We start from the raw sequence: 19,241 nt of genomic DNA, 5'->3' as shown, positions 1-19,241 counted from the left end.
GGAAACGTCGTGGATCGGTCATTCACGCGCCGGGAAGAGCGACTTCGGACGGCGTTGTGTGTGGAGCAACGCTGCGTGTCATATGCAACGCAGCATGGTTTGCCGCATCGGTGGTGTCAAGACGCGGCGGCGGTGAGCTGCTTGCGCCAGCGGGTGAACAGCCGCGGCTGGTTCATCCCGAGCACGGCGACCGGTGTGCCGGCACGCCGGTAGACGGCCAGGAAACTGCGGTCGTCGGTGGCGCCTTCCTCGACGGTCACGCTGTCGGCGCCGGCGGCGTGCCCGACGAACTGGATCTTCACGCCGTACTGGTCGGACCAGAAGTACGGCGGCCGGGGAACACCCGGTTCCGTCGCGCCCCAGGCCAGCAGCGTGGCCACGGCGGCGTCGGGCCGCTCCATCGCCCCGGTCCAGTGCTCGACCCGGCGGTGGGTTCCGGTGTGCGGGTCGTACCAATTGGCGCAGTCGCCGACGGCGACCACACCGGCCAGGCTGGTGCGGCCGTCGGCGCCGCACTTCACACCGTTGTCCAGCGCGACGCCGGATCCCTCCAGCCAGTCGACGCAGGGACGCGCACCCACTCCGACGACGACGGTGTCGGCGGGAATGCTGCGTCCGTCCTCCAGCAGCACGGCATCCACCCGGCGCTCACCGCCGAGTCCCTTGACGCCCACGCCGCACAGCAGCCGTACGCCGTGGTCCGCGTGGAGAGCCGAGACGATGCCGCCCATGATCTCGCCGAGCGGTCCGGCCAAGGGGGTGGACGCTGCCTCGATCACCGTGACGTCGAGCCCGAGGGCGTACGCGGTGGAGGCGACCTCGGCGCCGATGAATCCGCCGCCGATCACCACCAGCCGTCCGCCCCGGGCCAGATCGTCCCGCAGGGCGCGGGCGTCCTCCAGGGTGCGCAGCACGTGCACCCCGGACAGGCCGTCGGTGCCGGGCAGCGTGCGCGCGGCGGCGCCGGTCGCGACGACCACGCCGTCGGCGCGTATCTCGCGGCCGTCGGAGAGCCTGATGGCGCGCTCCGTGCGGTCGAGCCCGGTGGCGCGGGTGCCGAGCACCCACTCCGCCGCCAGGTCCTCGTCGTCCCGCTCCAGCGCCAGATCCGCTTCGCCGATGGCACCGGCCAGGAATTCCTTGGACAGGGGCGGCCTGTCGTACGGGCGGTGGGGCTCGTCGCCGATGACGACCAGCCGACCGTCGTACCCCCGTTTCCGCAGCGAGCGCGCGGCCGACAGACCGGCCAGCGAGGCGCCCACCACGGCAACGGTCCTCACGCGGGGCCTCCGGCCAGGCGGGAGGCGACACAGGGCGGCAGGTTGGGAGCCTCCGTGGACAGCCGCACGTGGATCATGCCGTCCTCGACGACGACCTCGTGCGTGCGGACCGGGAGCTTGGCCGGCGGGGCGTCGACGGCACCGGTCCTCAGGTCGAACTTGGAGGCGTGCAGCGGGCATTCCACCTCGCAGCCCTCCAGCCAGCCGTCGGCGAGCGAGGCGTCCTGGTGGGTGCAGGTGTCGTCGATGGCGAAGAGCTCGCCGTCATCGGTGTGGAACACCGAGACCGGCGGGTCGATGTCGAGCCGGTGGGCCTCGCCTCGCGGTAGATCCGCGAGACGGCACGCGGGAATCATCATGACACCTCGGTGCGTATAGCGAAACGGATTGCGATTAGCGCAACGTCAGTTTGGGGGCCGCCTGAACCGTTGTCAAGGCGTCCAAAGGCCGGGTCGAGCCGGGTCCAACGGCTGTTTCCGGGCACCTCGAATCGCCCTCAACAGCGAAGGTGAGCAGGCAAAAGGCGCGCGTCGCGCAGGGGGACGACGTGATGCGTCCACCACCCAGCGGGGGGGCACACGGCTGCCTCGCCCCGGTTTGGTCTATCACCGGGGCGAGGCAGCCGCCCGGCGGTCAGAAGCCGCGGTCGATCCACTCCTGAAGGTGTGGCGCCTCTGCGCCGATGGTGGTGGTATCCCCGTGCCCGGTGTGTACGACGGTGTTGTCCGGCAGCGCCAGGAGGCGTTCCCGGATCGAGTCGATGATCGTGGGGAAGTCGCTGTACGACCTTCCCGTCGCCCCCGGCCCGCCCGCGAAGAGCGTGTCGCCGCTGAAGAGTGCGGCCAGGTCCGGCGCGTACAGACAGACGGCACCGGGGGCGTGGCCGGGCGTGTGCAGCACGCTCAGCTGCATGCCCGCGACCGTGACGGTCTGGCCGTCGGTCAGTTCGGCGTCGGGCATCCGGTCGGGGTGGGTCTGCTTCCACAGCGGCAGATCGCCGGGATGCAGCAGAATCGGGGCGCCGGTGCGGGCGGCGAGGTCGGGTGCAGCGTCGATGTGGTCGTTGTGCGCGTGGGTGCACAGGATCGCGCGCAGGGTCCGTCCGCCGAGAGCACGGGCGATGGAGTCGGCGTCGTGGGCGGCGTCGATGACGACCGCCTCGTGGTCGTCGCCCACGATCCACACATTGTTGTCGACGTCCCAGGTGCCGCCGTCCAGCAAGAACGTCCCCGAGGTGACGAGGCGTTCGATGCGGACGCCGGCCATCAGAAGACCACCACCGAGCGCAGGACGTCACCGTGGTGCATACGCTCGAAGGCCTTTTCGACCTCGTCCAGTGCGATGGTCTCGGTGACGAACGCGTCGAGGTCCAGGCGGCCCTGCAGATAGAGGTCGATGAGCATCGGGAAGTCACGGGAGGGCAGACAGTCGCCGTACCAGGACGACTTCAGCGACCCGCCCCGGCCGAAGACGTCCAGCAGCGGCAGTTCCAGCTTCATCTCCGGGGTCGGTACACCGACCAGCACGACCGTACCGGCCAGATCGCGGGCGTAGAAGGCCTGCCGGTACGTCTGGGGACGGCCCACCGCCTCGATGACGACGTCGGCACCGAATCCGCCGGTCAGCTCCCGGATCGCGTCGACCGGATCGGTCTCCTTCGAGTTGACCGTGTGGGTCGCGCCCAGCTGCTTGGCGGTGGCCAGCTTGCGGTCGTCGATGTCCACGGCGATGATCTTCGCCGCCCCCGCCAGCCGGGAGCCGACGACGGCCGCGTCCCCCACACCTCCGCAGCCGATGACCGCGACGGTGTCGCCGCGTCCGACGTTGCCGGTGTTGATCGCCGCGCCGATGCCCGCCATCACCCCGCATCCCAGCAGTCCGGCGGCGGCCGCCGACGCGGCCCGGTCCACCTTGGTGCACTGCCCGGCCGCCACCAGCGTCTTCTCGGCGAAGGCGCCAATGCCCAGGGCCGGTGACAGCTCCGTACCGTCGGTCAAGGTCATCTTCTGCTTCGCGTTGTGCGTGTTGAAGCAGTACCAGGGCCGGCCGCGCAGACAGGCACGACACTGGCCGCACACCGCACGCCAGTTGAGGATGACGAAGTCACCGGGGGCCACATCCGTGACCCCGTCGCCCACCGACTCCACCACACCCGCGGCCTCATGCCCCAGCAGGAAGGGGAAGTCATCGCTGATACCGCCCTCGCGATAGTGCAGATCGGTGTGGCAGACGCCGCAGGCCTCGATCCTGACCAGCGCCTCACCAGGACCGGGGTCGGGCACGACGATCGTTTCCAGGCTGACGGGGGCACCCTTGCCCCGCGCGACGACAGCACGGACCTGCTGAGTCATGGCCACTCCTCCACTTATACGAGACAGGAGCCGCGTTGCTCATTGCGGCACACATCTCACGTGTCGCAACACAGCATCCTGGAGTACCGAGCGGCGGTCAAGGATCCGCAGGCAGAACGCGGCGTCCACGCACCCGCCGGATCCATCTGTGCTCCGGAAACCTCCCGCCGACTCGGCCCGGGCGACACCGGCGGCCTCCGTATCGGCCTCGCGCCCTCCAACGACTCCTCCGACGTCGACAGGGTCCTGGAGGGCCTCGCGGACTTCCTGCAGTGGCGCACTGCCGGCATCCGTGCGCAAAGAACCGGCGCGGGCGGCCTTGACCGGCCGCGCCGGGGGAATGAATGTGGCCACAGGGGTGGATCAGCACTAGGGAGGTGCCGTGACCATATCGTCAGAACCGAGGGTGTCGGGCCTGGAGATCCGGTCCATCGACTATGTCCCCCTGAACGAGCGTCACGGCAAGCTGTGGCATCTGGGGCCTCTGTGGTTCATGTCGAACGCGCAGATCGCCACGCTGGCGGTGGGACTGATCAGCATCACCGAAGGCGGCAACCTCGTCTGGTCGCTGATCGCGATCGTGGCGGGCACCGTCCTCGGCACCTTCTTCATGGCCTTCCACTCGGCGCAGGGCCCCCAGCTGGGGCTCCCCCAGATGATCCAGTCGCGGCCCCAGTTCGGCTACGTCGGGGCCCTCCTGGTGTGGCTCTTCGCCTATGTGCAGTACGCGGGCTTCAATGTCTTCAACACCATCCTCGCCGGCGACGCCCTGCACACCACACTGCACGGAGGAGTCAAGCTGTGGGTGGTCGTGGTCACCGTGGTCGCCCTGGTCATCGCGCTCGTGGGCTATGACGTCATCCACCGGGCCGAGCAGGTCCTGACGTACACCTTCCTGGTCGTCTTCGGGATCTTCACCGTGGGAGTCCTGGTCACCCTGCACTACCCGCCGGGCTCCTTCGACCTCGGCGGTTTCCGGTGGACCCCGTTCCTCGCCCAGTTCGGTGTGGTCGCCGGCTACCAGATCAGCTGGGCCATCTACGTCTCGGACTACTCGCGCTACCTCCCGCCGGACGTGACCGTCCGCAAGACCTTCTACTGGACCTACTTCGGCTCGGCGCTCGGCGGCGTCTGGCTGATGACGCTCGGGGCGCTGCTCGCCGCCTGGGCGGGCAGGGACTTCGAGACGATTCGTTCGATCGACGCCGCGGGCGACAAGGTGTTCAGCGGGTTCGGCGCGATCGTGCTGCTGTTCGCCGCCCTGGGTCTGGTGTCCGTCACCGCGCTCAACATGTACGGCGGGTCGCTGACGCTCATCAGTGCCATCGACTCGTTCAGGAAGGTGCGGCCGACCCTGGCCGTACGGCTGGTGACCATCGGGCTCACGGCCGTGCTGTCCCTGGTCGGCGCGCTGGCCGCGACGTCCCACTTCCTGGAGAACTTCAACAACTTCCTGCTGCTGGTGCTCTATCTGTTCATCCCGTGGACCGCGGTGAACCTCATGGACTACTACGTCGTGCGCCGCGGGCACTACGCCATCGCCGAGATCTTCAATCCGCGCGGGATCTACGGGCGTTGGGGCCTGCACGGCATCATCGCGTACCTGGTCGGATTCGCCGTCATGGTGCCGTTCTTCTCCGTCGGCACTCTCTACGTCGGCCCCGTCGCCCACGCTCTCGACGGAGCGGACATCTCCCTGTTCGTCGGGCTGCCGGTCGCCGCGCTGCTCTACTGGCTGCTCAGCCGGTCGATCGATGTGGAAGCCGAGCAGCGGCTCGCCGAGGCCGAGGCCGAGGAGCTGGAACGCGCGGCCCACGAGCATCGCGAACCCCAGCCCTGACGGCCCGCCGGCTACTCGGGTGAGCCGGGCCGCGCCCGCCGCCCGGGTGCTCCCGCGCGCAGTCCGTCCATGACGAGGTCCAGCAGCCGTGTGGCACGCGGCTGCCAGTCCCCGTGGGGGTCGATCTGCCACAGGCCGGCGATGGCGAGCATCAAGTCGTCCGCGGTCACCCCCGGGCGGATCGTGCCGGCCTCCTCATTGGCGCGGAGCAGGAGTTCGGCCGCGGAGGTCACCGGGGCGTGTCCCGGTTTCGCCGGGCTTCCCGGTGCGCTGGTGGCCTGGCGGATGGCGTCCGCGAGGCCGGCCTTGGCCATGGCGAACCGGGCGAGGCGGTCCAGCCACTCCCGCAGTGCCTGGTCGGGCTCCCCGGTCTTGAGCAGCTGGGCCGCGGCGTCGGCGACCTGCTGCATCTCGTAGCGGTAGATCTCGAGGACGAGCGCCTCGCGATTGGGGAAGTTGCGGTAGAAGGTGCCCTGCCCCACGCCTGCCTTCTTGGCGATCGCGCTCAGCGGGGCGTCGGCGGAACATGTCAGCTCGGCCAGTGCCACTTCCAGGATGCGCTCGCGGTTCCGTTGCGCGTCCGAGCGCAGCGGCGCGTCCTTCTTCTGCTGCACACGTCCTCCTCGCGGGCTCGTGGCCGGACCCCGCCTTGCTAAGCGGACAGCTGTCCGCTACGTTTCTCAGTACAGGACAGCTGTCCGGTTAGGTCCACCATAGCGGCGTCGCTCCGACCCGGACAGCGGGTGTCCGCCGCCACCGGCGGCCTCTCCCCTGCATCCTGCATGCTCCCCAAGCCATATCGCCACGTACGGCGCCATCTGCTTGTCTCCCGATTCGTCTGTCTGCCGAAGCGCCACCCCGATCCATTCCGGATACGCGAAAGAAGCTGATCATGGCCACATCGACGTCCAGCGCCATCACCTTGAACATCAATGGCGAGAAGTACACGCTGTCCGTCGACCACCGCACCACCCTGCTCGACGCCCTGCGTGAGCGCCTCGATCTGACCGGCACCAAGAAGGGCTGCGACCAGGGGCAGTGCGGTGCCTGCACCGTCCTGCTCGACGGGCGCCGGTCCGTGGCCTGCCTGCAACTGGCGGTGGCGGCCGAGGGCCGGGAGATCACCACGATCGAAGGTCTGGCGGAGGGCGAGCGGCTGCACCCCGTGCAGCAGGCGTTCCTCGACCTCGACGGCTACCAGTGCGGCTACTGCACGCCCGGGCAGATCTGTTCGGCCGTCGCGGTGATCGAGGAACACGCGGCGGGCTGGCCCAGTGCCGTCACCGACGACATCCGGCCCGAAGCGGGGCCCCCACCCCTGACCACCGACGAGATCCGGGAGCGGATGAGCGGCAACCTGTGCCGCTGCGGCGCGTACGTGGCGATCGCCCAGGCGGTCGCCCGCGCCGCCGAGGGCGAGAGCACGGAGGCGGCGGCATGAGGGAGTTCGGATACCAGCGCGCGCACGACGTCTCCGGCGCCCTCGCGCTGCTCGACGACGACCCGGAGGCACGCTTCCTCGGCGGCGGCACCAATCTCGTCGATCTGATGAAGACCGGCGTCGAACGGCCCGCCCGGCTCATCGACGTACGTGAACTCCCCCTGAACCGAGTCGAGTTGACGCAGGACGGCGGCCTGCGCATCGGTGCGACCGTCACCAACAGCGACCTGGCCGCCCATCCCGAAGTCCGCCGCCGCTACCCGGCGTTGGCACAGGCGGTGCTGGCCGGAGCCTCCGGGCAACTGCGCAACATGGCCACGGTCGGTGGGAACCTGCTCCAGCGCACCCGCTGCGGCTATTTCGCCGATGTGACCAAACCGTGCAACAAACGCGTCCCCGGCAGCGGTTGCCCCGCCATCGATGGTGAGCACCACAACCACGCCATCCTGGGCGCCTCCGGCCACTGTGTGGCCGTACACCCCTCCGACATGGGCGTGGCGCTGACGGCGTTCGACGCCGTCGTCTCGTACGAAACGGCCGACGGGCCCGGTGAGTTGCCGCTCGCCGAGTTCTATCTGCCCGTGGGCGACACCCCGCATCTGGAGACCGCCCTGCCGCCGGGAGCACTGATCACCTGCGTCACCCTGCCGCCCGCCCCGGTCGCCGCGCATTCGCGCTACCGGAAGGTGCGCGAGCGTGCCTCGTACGCGTTCGCGATCGGCTCCGTCGCGGCGGCGCTCGAGGTGCACGACGGCGTCGTACACGACGTGCGCCTGGCCTTCGGGGCGGTCGCGTCCCGGCCGTGGCGGGCCCGGGCCGCGGAACGAGTGCTGGCCGGGGCACCGGCCGACGCCGAGACCTTCGCCGCCGCCGCGGACGCCGAACTGGCGGCGGCACAGCCGCTGCCCCACAACGGATACAAGGTGACACTGATGCGCAACCTCGTGGTGGCCTTGCTGACCGAACTCGCCGAGGAGGCCGCGCGATGACCACCGTCACGACCGGGACCACGACGGCGAAGGGCTCCGTCGGTACCGCGCACATCCGCGTGGAGGGCCGGGACAAGGTAACCGGAGCGGCCCGCTACGCGGGCGAGATCCCCTTCGCCGGACTCGCCCACGGCTGGCTGGTGCTGTCCACCGTCGCCCGCGGCCGCATCCGGTCACTGGAGACCGGTCCCGTCCTCGATCTGCCGGGCGTTCTCACCGTTCTGCACCACCACAACGCCCCGCGCGTCGACAGCGACTACATCGGACTCCTGGGCGTCCCGCCGGACCCGACCGCCGCCGTCTTCCAGCACGACCGTGTGCCACACATGGGCTGGCCGGTGGCGCTGGTCGTCGCCGAGACCTGCGAACAGGCCAGGGAAGCCGCCGAAGCGCTGGTGGTGCACTACGAGGAGGAGCCGCACGACGTAGCGTTCACCGGCGAACACCCGGACGCCTATCCGCTGGACGCCCATGGACCGGCGGTGGCCGAGAAGGGGGACCTGGAGTCCGGACTCGCCGCGTCGGCCGTTGTCGTGGACGCCGAGTACACCACACCGGAAGAGCATCACAACCCGATGGAGCCGCATGCGGCGACGGCCCTGTGGGACGGCGGCAGGCTCGAAGTCGTCGACTCCAACCAGGGCACCACCTGGGTCGCGAGCGAACTCGCGAAGATGTTCTCGCTCGATCCGTCCTCGGTGCGGGTACGGTCCGAACACGTCGGCGGTGGCTTCGGCAGCAAGGGCCTCCGCGCGCACCAAGTGGCCGCCGTGATGGCCGCGACCGTCCTGCAGCGCCCGGTCCGCGTCGTCATGACGCGCCGTCAGATGTTCTCGCTCGCCGGCTACCGCAGCCCCACGACGCAGCGGATCAGGCTCGGCGCCGACGCCGACGGGCGGTTGCGCGCGCTGGAGCACCGCTCCCTGAGCCTCACCTCGACCGTGCACGAGTTCATCGAGCCGAGCGCCGGGGTGGCACGGGTGATGTACGACGCGGACGCCCACCACACGGCCAACCACGTCGTACGGCTCGATGTGCCGACTCCGACGTGGATGCGTGCACCGGGCGAGGCACCGGGGTCCTTCGCCGTGGAGTCGGCGCTCGACGAACTCGCCGAGAAGTGCGGCATCGACCCGATCGAATTGCGCGTCCGCAACGAACCCGAGAAGGGGCCGGTGTCCGGGCTGCCGTTCAGCAGCCGCAATCTGCTCGCCTGCTTCCGGGAGGGCGCCCGCAGGTTCGGCTGGGCGGACCGGGATCCGCGCCCCGGCCTGCGCCGTGAAGGACGCTGGCTGCTCGGCACCGGCACGGCGGCGGCCTCCTTCCCCGCGGGAGCCGGACCGTCCACGGCGCTCGTCACGGCGGAGGCGGACGGCACCTTCACCGTGCGGATCTCCGCGGCCGACATCGGAACCGGGGCACGGACCGCGCTCACGCTCATCGCCGCCGACGCGCTGGAGGTGACGACGGACCGCGTCCGGGTACACATCGGGGACAGCGAATTCGGACCGGCGATGATCGCTGGTGGTTCGATGGGCACCCGCTCCTGGGCGTGGGCCGTCACCGCCGCGGCCGGCGAACTGCGGGAGCGGCTCGCCCTGGGCTCAGGGATTCCGCCGGAGGGGATCACGGTACGGTCCGACACCACCGCGGCCATCGGCGCCCTGGCCAAGAAGGAACGGCATTCCTTCGGAGCGCAGTTCGCCGAGGTCGCGGTGGACGTCACCACCGGCGAAGTGCGCGTACGCCGCATGCTCGGCATCTTCGCGGCGGGCCGGATCGTCAACCCGCTCACGGCGCGCAGTCAGTTCGTCGGAGGGATGACCTGGGGCATCTCCATGGCCCTGCACGAAGAGGCGGTCAGGGACCCGGCCTCGGGCGGCCACGTCGGTGCCGACCTCGCGGGGTATCACGTCGCCACGCACGCCGACGTACCGACCGTCGAGGCGGACTGGATCGACGACCCGGACCCGGACGACCCGGTCGGGATCAAGGGCATCGGGGAGATCGGCATCGTGGGCGCCGCGGCGGCGATCGCCAACGCGGTCTGGCACGCGACCGGCGTCCGTCATCGCAGCCTGCCCATCCGGCCCGACCGGGTCCTGTCGGCCGGTTCGGGAGCACCGCATGCTTGACATCGCAGCGGAGTTGCACCGCTGGGCGGAGGAAGGCCGGGACTTCGCAGTCGCCACGGTCGTGGCCGTCGGCGGCAGCGCGCCGCGCGGCCCCGGTGCCGCCCTCGCCGTCGACCGCGAGGGCACGGCCATCGGTTCGGTCTCCGGCGGCTGCGTGGAAGGAGCGGTGTACGACCTCTGCGTCCAGGCACTCCGGGAGGGCGAGACCGTCGTCGAACGGTTCGGCTACAGCGACGAGGACGCCTTCGCCGTCGGACTGACCTGCGGCGGGATCATCGACGTGATGATCACGCCGGTCCGTGCGGACACGCCCGTCGGGACGGTGCTCCGGGCGGCGCTGTCGGCGGCCGCCCGGAGCGAGCCGGCCGCCCTCGCCCGGGTGGCCCGGGGTCCGGCCGAACTCCTCGGCCGGGCCCTGCTCGTGCACCCCGACGGATCGTACGACGGCGGTCTCGGCGGCCCTGCGGAGCTGGACCGGACGGCGGCGGCCGAGGCCCGGGCCATGCTGGACACCGGCCGCACCGGCACGATCGAGCTCTCGGCGAGCGGAGCGAGATGGGGGTCCCCCCGGACGGAGTCCGGGGGAGGATCGCACTGCCCCGGCGGCCTCACCCTGCTCGTCGAACCGAACGTGCCACCGCCTCGCATGATCGTCTTCGGTGCGGTCGACTTCGCCGCGGCGCTCGTGCGTGTGGGCGCGTTCCTCGGCTACCACGTGACCGTGTGCGACGCCCGCCCCGTGTTCGCCACCCGAACCCGCTTCCCCGAGGCCGACGACATCGTGGTCGACTGGCCGCACCGCTATCTGCAGAGCACCGCGACCGACGGGCGCACGGTCCTGTGCGTGCTCACTCACGACGCCAAGTTCGACGTGCCGCTCCTGAAGGTGGCGCTGCGGTTGCCGGTCGCGTTCGTCGGCGCGATGGGCTCACGCCGCACCCACGAGGACCGCAACCGGCGGCTGCGTGAAGCCGGCGTGAGCGAGCGGGAACTGGCCCGGCTGAGGTCACCGATCGGCCTCGACCTCGGCGCCCGTACGCCCGAGGAGACCGCTGTGTCGATCGCGGCGGAGATCGTCGCTCTCCGGCGCGGGGGGTCGGGCCTTCCGCTGACCGGCTCGCAGACCCCGATCCACCGTGGCGAGGGAGAACGGGGTCATTCCACGGCGACGATCACGGCAGCCGCGTCATAGGGCCGCCGCGACCGTTCGGAACGGGCGGGTGGGACACCGGCTGCCGTGACGGATCACCGTCGGGTGCCGCAGGCCGGGCAGAACGCCGCGCCGTCCGGTAGTGCCTGATGACAACTGGAGCAGCTCACCGTCTGCGCGAGTTGGTGTCCGCACTCCGGGCAGAAGGCCCCACCGCGGGTTTCCGCACGGCAGTGGGGACAGACCAACTGGCGCGGGGTCGTTGCGTCGTAGCTCCCGCCCTGCTGCTGTCCCGCGGCATAGGCGCGCTGGGTGACACTGTCGTTCAGGCCCCTCTGCTGGGCCGCCTGTGCCTCCGCCGCGGTGTCCGGCGAGCAGTGGAGGCACAGCCCCTGCCCCGGGTTCCAGCAGCGGGAACAGACGTAGGCCGTGCAGCGGGGGCAGCGGTTGAAGTGGCCCTGCGCGTTGCTGATGGCGCGGGTGAACGCCGCGTCCCGCTGTGTGCCGAAACTCGCTCCCGCCAGGCCGTCCGCGGCATCGGACACGCCGCGGCCGGCGCCGCCCACGAGCGACCATGCGGCGTTCACCCCTCGCGACAGCCAGCCGGCCATCTGGCCCGCTGTGAAGGCCTCGAACGGCGAGCGCCAGGTGTCGGAACACCGTGAACAGTAGAACTCGAACTGAAAGCCGGCCCCTGTGCCTTGCTGCACACACAGGTCGCGATAGTTGTTGCTGAAATAGATCTCGGTGCTCATGGTGCCGGCCCCTCGGGATGGTCTGTGACGTTGTTCAGCCCTGGGGACGCCTGCGCTCGTCCCATGGGTTCCCGGATCCGGCAGCAACGGGCCCTCGGGGATGCCCGCTGGTCGGCTTCCCTTCCGGTCAGCCGGCCGAGCCCGCCCCGATCCGTGCGCCTGCCCCCTGAGCGAGCAGGGCCACATGCTCCAGCGTCGGCTTGTCGATGATCGCGCCCAGGTTCGCCATGAAGGCCTCCTCCCCGCCATCGGTCAGCAGTTCACGGCTGACCCCGGCGAGCATGGAGAGCAGCGCCAGGGAGTCCCCGCCGAGCCGGTGGAAGTCGTCCTGTTCGTCCAGTCGCTCCGGGGGTATGTCGAGGACCCGTGACCAGACCGCGGCCACCGCCCGTGCGACCGGGTCGCTGATCGCGGTCGCCGGACCCGCCGCCGCTCCGCCGCCGGTCGGCCCCCCGTCAGTGGCGAAGGGATCGGGCAGGGCGCGGGCGTCCACCTTTCCGCTGACGGTGTAGGGCAGTTCGGACACGGTGAGGAACGCCGCCGGCACCATGTAGGGCGGCAGCAGCCCGGCCGTGTGCTCCTCCAGCTCCTTCGGGGTCACTTCCTTGTGGGCGAGGACGTACGCGTAGAGCGCCTTGCCCGACCCGCCGGGCCGGACCCTGGCCACCACCACGGCGCGGTCCACCGAGGGATGCTGCTCCAGGGCGCGTGCCACCTCGGCGGGCTCCACCCGGTTGCCGCGCACCTTGACCTGGTCGTCGTTACGGCCTATGTATGCGAGTTCCCCCGAGGGGAGGACGTGGGCCAAATCCCCGGTCCGGTACACCCTGGTGCCGTCGGCCAGCCGGACGAAGCGCTCGGCGTCCAGGTCGGGACGGCCCAGATAGCCGCGCGCCAACTGCACACCGCCCAGGTACATCTCCCCTGTCTCACCGGGCGCGACGAACCGGTGCCGCTCGTCCAGCAGATGCACCGTGGTGTTGTACCCGGGAAGCCCGATCGGCACCGCGGTCGCATCGCTGTCGCCGGTCTCGTCGAAGACATGCGCGGTGCAGCCGACGGTGGCCTCGGTCGGGCCGTACTGGTTGATGATCCGGCACTTCTCCCCGAACATCCGCTGTGCCCGGGCGGCGACCTCCACCCGCAGCTGCTCGCCGGTGATGATCACACCGGTGTAACCGACGGGCTGGACGTCCAGCTGACCGATCAGGTCGAGGTGGGAGGGGGTGAGGTTGAGCATCGTGGCGCCGGAAGCTTCCAACAGCTTCCGCAGAGTCAGGTGGTTGATGCGGTCGGGCACCAGCACGACCGCCCCGCCCACCATGCCCGGCCCGAAGACCGAGGTCATGGAGACGTCGAAGGACAGCGAGGTCATCAGGGTGAGCCTGGTCTCCGCGCCGATCTGGAACATGTCCAGGGCCCAGTGCAGATAGTTGAGCAGGCCCCCGTGCTCGATCTGCACGCCCTTGGGCCGACCCGTCGATCCGGATGTGTAGATCACGTACGCCAGGTCGTCCGGCCGTGCCTTCACGTCCGGGAACTCGGGCTGGTCCGGCGCCGCACTGGAGAGGTCGTTCAACGGCAGGGGCTCACAGCCGGACGGGAAGAGGTCCCGTCCCTCGTACCCCTGCTGGACCAGGCAGTGGCGCACGTCGGCATCGGTCAGGACGTCGGCGAGCCGGTGGTCCGGGTGCTGCGGGTCGAGCGGCAGGAAGGCCGCCCCGGCCCGGATCACCCCCCAGATGCCCGCGATGGCCGCCACCGTACGGTCGGCGAGCAGCCCCACGACCGAGCCCCGGCCCACGCCCCGGCGGTGCAGCTCGTGGGCCACGGCGTCGGCACGGCGGCTGAGTTCGAGGTAGGTGACCTCGCCCTCGGGGCCGGTGAGCGCCACCCGGTCGGGCGTCCGCCGCACCTGGTCCCGGATCTGCTCCATCAGGCCAGGGGCAGGCACCGTACGCGTGGTCAGGTTGCCTTCCCAGAGGCGGTTGCGGGAGGGGGAAAGCGCCTCCTCCACCGTGTCCAGCAGCGCCTCCGCGCGTTCGGCGACTCCGGGGCCGTCCAGCCAGGTCACCGTGATCTCGGTGTGGTCGCCGGCGTCCATCAGGTCCAGGGCCGGAGGTGTGCCGGGGCCGACGCCGCCCAGGGCGTACACGGCGGTGGCCCGGAAACCGTCGGCGCTGAATTCATCGAGGCCGAAGGTGCCCAGGTGGGTGACGAAGGAAAGTGCGCAGTAGCGGTCCGAGCGGGCGGCGGCGCGGGCGACCGCCTTGGACATCAGCCGGACCGCCGGCAGCGGCATGCGCATCATCGACGGCGCGGTGCGCAGCGCGACCTCCTTGCCCTCGGCCAGCGCGGCGAGCAGGTTCTGGTGGACGCGCTCCCACTCCTCGCCGCTGTCCACGTCGAGGATCAGCGCCCGCGACAGCCAGGCCGTGGACCGGATGCCCGGATCATGCCTGCGCAGGTCCACGGGGACGAAGAAGCTGCCCCGGCCCTCGGGCCCGTAGGTGGCCGCGAGCGCGGCGGCGACCTTCGCGGTGGCCGCCGTGTGTGTGCCGCTGACGGTTCTGTTCCGCCACACCACTTTCCGGATACCGCTCGGCACGGGGCCGAGGGGGGACGGCCACTTCAGCGCACCCGCGCCGGGAGGGATCGGGGGCAGCCCCTCAGGATGCAGCCCTTCGAGGAACTCCGTGCTGTTCAACGGCGACGCCGCGCCCACCGGCTGCTGCCCGCGCAGGACCCGGAAGACATCGGCTCCCCACAGGGCCACGCCCTGAGCGTCGGTCACCTCGTGCCGGCCCCTGAGCACGACGGAGGCCGGGTCACCGGGAAAGAGCAGCACTTCGAAGGTCGTGCCCGGACGGCTGACCCAGGTCTGCAGCGCCGGTGAGTCCAGGCGCCGCCGGTCCAGAGGATGGTCCATGACGTGAACGGCCGGACTGACACCGCTGTCCACCCACAGCTTGCCCCGCCGGACCAGCCGGGTGCCCGGAGATGCCTCCGACGCCGCACCGACGGCTGCGACGAGGTCCTCGGGCCGGAGGTCACCTTCGCCGTGGATCACGTACTGGACCTCGTGCGGCGTGGGCAGCCCCAGATAGAGCCACTCGTCCGGAGTGACGGCGCGCTGATACGTGTGGCTGACGGCTGCGTTCTTCATCGCATCTCCAGGCGGGCGTCTGCATGCCGCACGGCAGGCGTCATCATGATGTGGGCCGACGAACTAGGGGAATCTCCAGCGCCGCACGAAATGGGTCAAGAAGCGGTATAACAATGATCATGATCACGTTTTGAGGATGTGCCGTGAGTTCGGCGTGGAGTGCGCTTTCCGCCTCCGGGGCGGTCGTCTTCGCCTCCGGTCGGTGCCTGCGTCATCGGTCCTCGGTGTCCCCTGCGGGGCGAGAACTGTGGTGTGCGCGAAAGCGGTTGTGGTGCCGATCCGGGTGCGGTGGAAATACGAGGGCGGGCCAGGCTCCCGCCGTCACAGTGCCGGTCAGGCTCCCGCCGTCACAGGGTGGGTCAGACACCCTTCCGCCGTGACAGGGTGGCCCGGCCGGAGCGGCTTCGCGGTCAGCGGCGGCGGCGTCCATCGGGGCCCTTGCCCCGCCGTCATGGCTTGCCTTGCTCCGGCGAGGTGGGCGCTGCGCTGCAGCCGGGTCACGGCGACCACGGCGAGGGCCGCGCGCAGGGTGCACAGGCCTCGCAGCCCGTCGGGGCGCTGCCCGGTGAGCAGGCCGATCCGCTGCAGTCGGCGATCGAGCGTGTTGCGGTGGATGCCCAGCCGCTCACAGGCACGGTGGCGGACACCGTCGGCGGCGACGAGGGCGGCCAGGGTGTCCCAGAGTACGGGGTGTTCGTGCAACGGCTCGACCATCTTGAGGAGTCGTTCGGAGACGGCCGGGGTCTCCGCGGCACCGTACTCGACCACCACGTCGTCGAGTTCGTACACACCGGGCGGGCAGGCGAGGGCGAGCAGCGTGGCACAGATGCCGTCGACCACCGACAGTTCACCCTCGTCGGGCGCCCTCCATGCCTCCGTCCGGCCGGGGAGGGAGTCCTGCCAGTGCACCGCGATCCATACCTCACCCGGGAGGTCGCTGTGGGCACTGCGCGCCAGGGCCACGGCCTCCGCCTGGTCGGCGGCGGGCAACAGGACATGAGCACCTTCGTCGGAGGCGAGCACCATAGCGGCGGCGTGGCCTCGGAAGACCCGGTCGATGTCGGCGATCGTACAAGACGGCGCCCGCACAGCAAGGACCGCGCAGGCCTTGGTGGAACGCTCCGCTGCGCGTTCGGCGGAGGCGTGCTCCAACGGCTCACCGCTCCTCTCGTGGCTGCCTTCGTCCTCGAAGAAGCCGCAGCTCAGCTCCCGGCCCACCCGACGGCCCGCATCACCGAGCCGCAGCACCATGACCTCGTACCTCAGAGAGTCCTGGTCGTGGTCACCGACCGTGCAGCGGTTGATGAGACGCCGCGTCATGGTGCGAACCATGGTGAGCAGTTCATCGACGGACCCGCCGCGTCGCGCCCATGCCCGGCCTTCGGCGCGGATCCGAGCCGCGCTCTCCTTGCTCCAGTCGCCCTGGCCGGACACCACCTCGGTCAGGGCCGAGAAGATCTCCCACTGGACTGTGCGCCGTGCCTCGTCGACATCGTCGTTCCCTTCAGCCGTGAGCAATGGGTGAAGGTCGGGTATCGCCCCCGCGTATGTCGTCATGTCAGGTCAGGAAAGACCACGAATCTCAGAGGAACATCAAAGTCCGCTCAGAGAGCGATCGGAATCCAAAGCCAATGGATCACCCCTGTGCCATCATGACGGCGACATGTGATCCCCATCTCCTTCATCTCGGCAGCAGGTTCCGGCAGCGCAGGTTACGAACTCACTTTCATGGTGCGGCACACACGATGAACAAAAGCGACACGTCCTCGAAGTCGACCGTGCTCGTCGTTGAGGACGAGTCCAGTATCGCCTCCATGCTCACCATGGCACTTCAGTTCATGGGATTCGAGGTGGTCACCGCCGCGCGCGGGGCCGAGGCGCTCGCCCGGGTCGCCCAGAACCCCCCGGACGTGATCCTGCTCGATGTCGTTCTGCCCGACATGGACGGCTTCGAGGTCTGCCGACGACTGCGGGACGCAGGGGTCGCCGCACCCGTCCTGTTCGTGACCGCCCGGGACGCGGTGGAGGACAAGGTCCACGGCCTCGAACTCGCCGACGACTACGTCACCAAGCCGTTCGACCTCAACGAGGTGGTGGCCCGTATCCGCGCCGTCATGCGCCGCGGGCGCGAGTTGGTGACGCCATCCAACAGCCGTAGGCTGCGGGCGGGTTGGGTGGAGCTGGACCGGGACACCCGCGAGGTCTGGCGGCACGGCCAGCCAGTACAGCTGTCCTCGACGGAGTTCGCCCTGCTCCGCTATCTGCTGGAGAACGCCGACCAGGTCATCTCGAAGGCGCAGATGCTCGACAACGTCTGGAGCTACGACTTCCAGGGTGAGTCGGGAATCGTCGAGACCTACATCTACTATCTGCGCCGCAAGCTCGGCGACACCGGCCAGACCCTCATACACACCGTTCGCGGAGCGGGCTATCTGGTGCGTACGACCCCTCCCGTACACCCCACGGAGGACTGAGGCCATGCCCACCGACGCGGGCGCCGCCCCATGTCGCCGCAAGGACCGGGCCCCCCGGTCCGGCCCGGCCCTCAAGTCCCTGTCCCGCAGGCTCACCTGGGGCCTCCTCGTGATCACCACGATCGGTGTACTCGGGGCCGACATCTACTGCGTTCTCACACTGTCGACCCGCTTGCAGGAGCGCACCGACCAGCAGATCGTCCAGAGCCATCGCTGGTGGTTGGAGGCACTGAGCCAAGGGCACGGCCTGGTTCCGGCGACGGACGGCTCCGCGGCCGTGGTGACCGACGACCGGGGCACCGTGCGGCTTTCGACCGGGCTCACGTCCCTCACCCGAAGGCTGCCGCTCTCGGCGAACGAGCTGCGTGAGCGGGCCGGCGCCGGGCACCCCACGGCGGTGGTGGACGGACCGGTGCGCACCATGGTGGGCCGTCTGCCGGATGGCAACTACCTGGTGACCGCCCGGTCGACGGCGTCGGACCAGGCGACCGTCCGGACACTGATGGGCATCGAGGCCGCCATCAGTATCCCGTTGATCGCCCTGCTGGCGCTCGGCGCCCTGTGGTGCAGCCGACGGGCCCTCGTCCCCATTCGCGACATGTCACGCAGCGCCCGGCGGATCGCGGAAAGCAGTGACCAGCCGTCCGAGCGCGTTCTGGTTGCGACGCAACCACTGAGAGAGTTGCAGTGCACGGCCGACACCTACAACTACTTACTGCGACGTATAGAAGAGGGTGCCGTGCGACGCAAGCAGGCGGAGCGCAGGCTGCACGACCTTGTCGGCGCCGCCAGTCATGAGCTGCGCACACCGCTGACCACCATCACCGGGTACGCGCAACTGGCCCGGATAGGAGCACTGGACGACCCACGCCGGCTGGACCATGCGCTGGAGCAGGTCCAGCGGGAGACCCGGCGCATGACCTGCCTGGTCGAGGACCTGCTGCTGCTGGCCCGGCTGGGTCATGGCGGAATTCTCGAACAACGTCCGGTGGACCTGGCTCCACTCTGCGTCCAGGCGGTGGCCGAGGCACAGTTGCCCGGCGCCCGGCGCGCCCTGCGCTGTGTGGTGGAGTCCCCCTCCCATGTCGTGCAGGGCGACCGGTGCCGGCTGGAGCAGGTGATCGGAAACCTGCTCTCCAACGTGCTGGTCCACACCCCTGAGGACGCCCCGGCCGAGGTGCGACTGCGCCTGGACGGCGACCGTCATGTCATCGATGTCATCGACGAGGGTCCCGGTGTCCCGGAGACGGTTCGGGAGCGCATCTTCGAGCCCTTCTTCCGCGCGGAGACCGGCGCACCGACCGGACAGGACACCGACCCGCGCCTTGGCCGCGGACTGGGCCTGAGCGTGGCCGCCGCGGTGGTCAGGGCTCACGGCGGTTCGATCGGACTCGAACCGTCGGAGCGCGGCGCATGGTTCCACATCACCCTGCCCGCCCTCGACGGGCGGCGGCGCCTCGACAGCACGGCACAGGCGGCGGTGTCCTGAGCTGGGTACGACGGCACACCACTCAGCACATCGGGCCGACCGACCCCGCCCGGTCCACGCAAAACCAGGGATTCACCTAGTAGGGCTTGGTCAGGTTCGTATTGGGGTGGGTATGTCTCGGTGGCAGGTGGGGCAGGTGCCGGCCCAGAGGGTGAGGAGTGTCTGCAGCTC

General features: G+C 70.1%; 16 protein-coding genes. 8 read left to right on the top strand and 8 right to left on the bottom strand.

Going from position 1 to position 19,241, the window contains the following annotated elements:
* Positions 1-116: 116 nt before the first annotated feature.
* From ABT186_RS31980 to ABT186_RS31965, 4 genes are all read right to left on the bottom strand, one after another.
* Entirely contained in the window at positions 117-1,280 is a 1,164-nt protein-coding gene (locus tag ABT186_RS31980; protein ID WP_351229703.1) for an NAD(P)/FAD-dependent oxidoreductase, read from the bottom strand.
* On the bottom strand, positions 1,277-1,639 hold the full coding sequence (locus ABT186_RS31975) for a bifunctional 3-phenylpropionate/cinnamic acid dioxygenase ferredoxin subunit (RefSeq protein WP_351229701.1): 363 nt from the start codon (positions 1,637-1,639) through the stop codon (positions 1,277-1,279). The genes ABT186_RS31980 and ABT186_RS31975 overlap by 4 nt, the downstream gene beginning before the upstream one ends.
* 274 nt (positions 1,640-1,913) lie before the next feature.
* Entirely contained in the window at positions 1,914-2,546 is a 633-nt protein-coding gene (locus ABT186_RS31970; RefSeq protein ID WP_351928029.1) for an MBL fold metallo-hydrolase, read from the bottom strand.
* A complete protein-coding gene (locus ABT186_RS31965; protein ID WP_351229697.1) occupies positions 2,546-3,631 on the bottom strand; it encodes an S-(hydroxymethyl)mycothiol dehydrogenase in 1,086 nt (361 codons plus the stop codon). Before ABT186_RS31965 ends, ABT186_RS31970 begins: the two co-directional genes overlap by 1 nt.
* Positions 3,632-4,013: 382 nt before the next feature.
* On the opposite strand from ABT186_RS31965, the gene ABT186_RS31955 reads away from it, so the two are divergent.
* Positions 4,014-5,471, top strand: coding sequence for a purine-cytosine permease family protein (locus ABT186_RS31955; RefSeq protein ID WP_351229695.1), 1,458 nt, complete (start codon positions 4,014-4,016; stop codon positions 5,469-5,471).
* An 11-nt stretch (positions 5,472-5,482) separates the two neighbouring features.
* Here the strand turns inward: ABT186_RS31955 and ABT186_RS31950 are convergent, their stop codons facing one another.
* Positions 5,483-6,085 carry a TetR/AcrR family transcriptional regulator gene (locus ABT186_RS31950; RefSeq protein WP_351229693.1) on the bottom strand — a complete coding sequence of 201 codons (603 nt, stop codon included), beginning with the start codon at positions 6,083-6,085 and terminating at the stop codon, positions 5,483-5,485.
* A 208-nt stretch (positions 6,086-6,293) separates the two neighbouring features.
* Here ABT186_RS31950 and ABT186_RS31945 point away from each other — a divergent pair, with 208 nt between their 5' ends.
* Genes ABT186_RS31945 through ABT186_RS31925 form a run of 5 tightly spaced genes read left to right on the top strand, consistent with a single transcriptional unit; the run spans position 6,294 to position 11,228 of the window.
* Complete coding sequence (locus tag ABT186_RS31945) at positions 6,294-6,464, top strand: LCCL domain-containing protein (protein WP_351229691.1); 171 nt, start codon at positions 6,294-6,296, stop codon at positions 6,462-6,464.
* Positions 6,394-6,912, top strand: a complete 519-nt coding sequence (locus ABT186_RS31940) for a 2Fe-2S iron-sulfur cluster-binding protein (protein ID WP_351928063.1) — start codon at positions 6,394-6,396, stop codon at positions 6,910-6,912. The genes ABT186_RS31945 and ABT186_RS31940 overlap by 71 nt, the downstream gene beginning before the upstream one ends.
* The gene (locus tag ABT186_RS31935) at positions 6,909-7,901 is read left to right on the top strand and encodes an FAD binding domain-containing protein (protein WP_351229689.1); all 993 of its coding nucleotides are present in this window, start codon (positions 6,909-6,911) and stop codon (positions 7,899-7,901) included. Before ABT186_RS31940 ends, ABT186_RS31935 begins: the two co-directional genes overlap by 4 nt.
* Positions 7,898-10,036: a xanthine dehydrogenase family protein molybdopterin-binding subunit gene (locus ABT186_RS31930; protein WP_351928027.1), complete on the top strand. Its 2,139-nt coding sequence runs from the start codon at positions 7,898-7,900 to the stop codon at positions 10,034-10,036. Before ABT186_RS31935 ends, ABT186_RS31930 begins: the two co-directional genes overlap by 4 nt.
* Positions 10,029-11,228 carry an XdhC family protein gene (locus tag ABT186_RS31925; RefSeq protein WP_351928025.1) on the top strand — a complete coding sequence of 400 codons (1,200 nt, stop codon included), beginning with the start codon at positions 10,029-10,031 and terminating at the stop codon, positions 11,226-11,228. Before ABT186_RS31930 ends, ABT186_RS31925 begins: the two co-directional genes overlap by 8 nt.
* Before the next feature lie 53 nt (positions 11,229-11,281).
* On the opposite strand, the gene ABT186_RS31920 is transcribed toward ABT186_RS31925, so the two are convergent.
* The 3 genes from ABT186_RS31920 to ABT186_RS31910 all read right to left on the bottom strand — a co-directional run bounded on the left by ABT186_RS31920 (position 11,282) and on the right by ABT186_RS31910 (position 16,664).
* Positions 11,282-11,941: a zinc ribbon domain-containing protein gene (locus ABT186_RS31920; RefSeq protein WP_351928023.1), complete on the bottom strand. Its 660-nt coding sequence runs from the start codon at positions 11,939-11,941 to the stop codon at positions 11,282-11,284.
* Positions 11,942-12,068: 127 nt separating this feature from the next.
* Positions 12,069-15,107, bottom strand: coding sequence for an amino acid adenylation domain-containing protein (locus tag ABT186_RS31915; protein ID WP_351928021.1), 3,039 nt, complete (start codon positions 15,105-15,107; stop codon positions 12,069-12,071).
* A gap of 333 nt (positions 15,108-15,440) precedes the next feature.
* Positions 15,441-16,664: a helix-turn-helix domain-containing protein gene (locus ABT186_RS31910; RefSeq protein ID WP_351928019.1), complete on the bottom strand. Its 1,224-nt coding sequence runs from the start codon at positions 16,662-16,664 to the stop codon at positions 15,441-15,443.
* A gap of 188 nt (positions 16,665-16,852) precedes the next feature.
* Here ABT186_RS31910 and ABT186_RS31905 point away from each other — a divergent pair, with 188 nt between their 5' ends.
* Both ABT186_RS31905 and ABT186_RS31900 read left to right on the top strand, forming a co-directional pair.
* Positions 16,853-17,581, top strand: coding sequence for a response regulator transcription factor (locus ABT186_RS31905; RefSeq protein WP_351229677.1), 729 nt, complete (start codon positions 16,853-16,855; stop codon positions 17,579-17,581).
* A 4-nt stretch (positions 17,582-17,585) separates the two neighbouring features.
* Positions 17,586-19,070, top strand: a complete 1,485-nt coding sequence (locus tag ABT186_RS31900; RefSeq protein ID WP_351229675.1) for a sensor histidine kinase — start codon at positions 17,586-17,588, stop codon at positions 19,068-19,070.
* Positions 19,071-19,241 lie beyond the last annotated feature (171 nt).

It is taken from the genome of Streptomyces sp. NPDC001634, assembly GCF_040298185.1.
In the GTDB taxonomy this organism is placed as follows: domain Bacteria; phylum Actinomycetota; class Actinomycetes; order Streptomycetales; family Streptomycetaceae; genus Streptomyces.
This window is presented reverse-complemented; position numbering and strand designations above follow the sequence as displayed.

Excerpts from the sequence above, each read along its gene's own strand:
- ABT186_RS31910 (WP_351928019.1), bottom strand. The coding sequence starts at position 16,664 with ATGACGACATACGCGGGGGCGATACCCGACCTTCACCCATTGCTCACG.
- ABT186_RS31925 (WP_351928025.1), top strand. The coding sequence starts at position 10,029 with ATGCTTGACATCGCAGCGGAGTTGCACCGCTGGGCGGAGGAAGGCCGG.
- ABT186_RS31965 (WP_351229697.1), bottom strand. The coding sequence starts at position 3,631 with ATGACTCAGCAGGTCCGTGCTGTCGTCGCGCGGGGCAAGGGTGCCCCC.
- ABT186_RS31970 (WP_351928029.1), bottom strand. The coding sequence starts at position 2,546 with ATGGCCGGCGTCCGCATCGAACGCCTCGTCACCTCGGGGACGTTCTTG.
- ABT186_RS31900 (WP_351229675.1), top strand. The coding sequence starts at position 17,586 with ATGCCCACCGACGCGGGCGCCGCCCCATGTCGCCGCAAGGACCGGGCC.
- ABT186_RS31915 (WP_351928021.1), bottom strand. The coding sequence starts at position 15,107 with ATGAAGAACGCAGCCGTCAGCCACACGTATCAGCGCGCCGTCACTCCG.
- ABT186_RS31920 (WP_351928023.1), bottom strand. The coding sequence starts at position 11,941 with ATGAGCACCGAGATCTATTTCAGCAACAACTATCGCGACCTGTGTGTG.
- ABT186_RS31905 (WP_351229677.1), top strand. The coding sequence starts at position 16,853 with ATGAACAAAAGCGACACGTCCTCGAAGTCGACCGTGCTCGTCGTTGAG.
- ABT186_RS31935 (WP_351229689.1), top strand. The coding sequence starts at position 6,909 with ATGAGGGAGTTCGGATACCAGCGCGCGCACGACGTCTCCGGCGCCCTC.
- ABT186_RS31930 (WP_351928027.1), top strand. The coding sequence starts at position 7,898 with ATGACCACCGTCACGACCGGGACCACGACGGCGAAGGGCTCCGTCGGT.
- ABT186_RS31975 (WP_351229701.1), bottom strand. The coding sequence starts at position 1,639 with ATGATGATTCCCGCGTGCCGTCTCGCGGATCTACCGCGAGGCGAGGCC.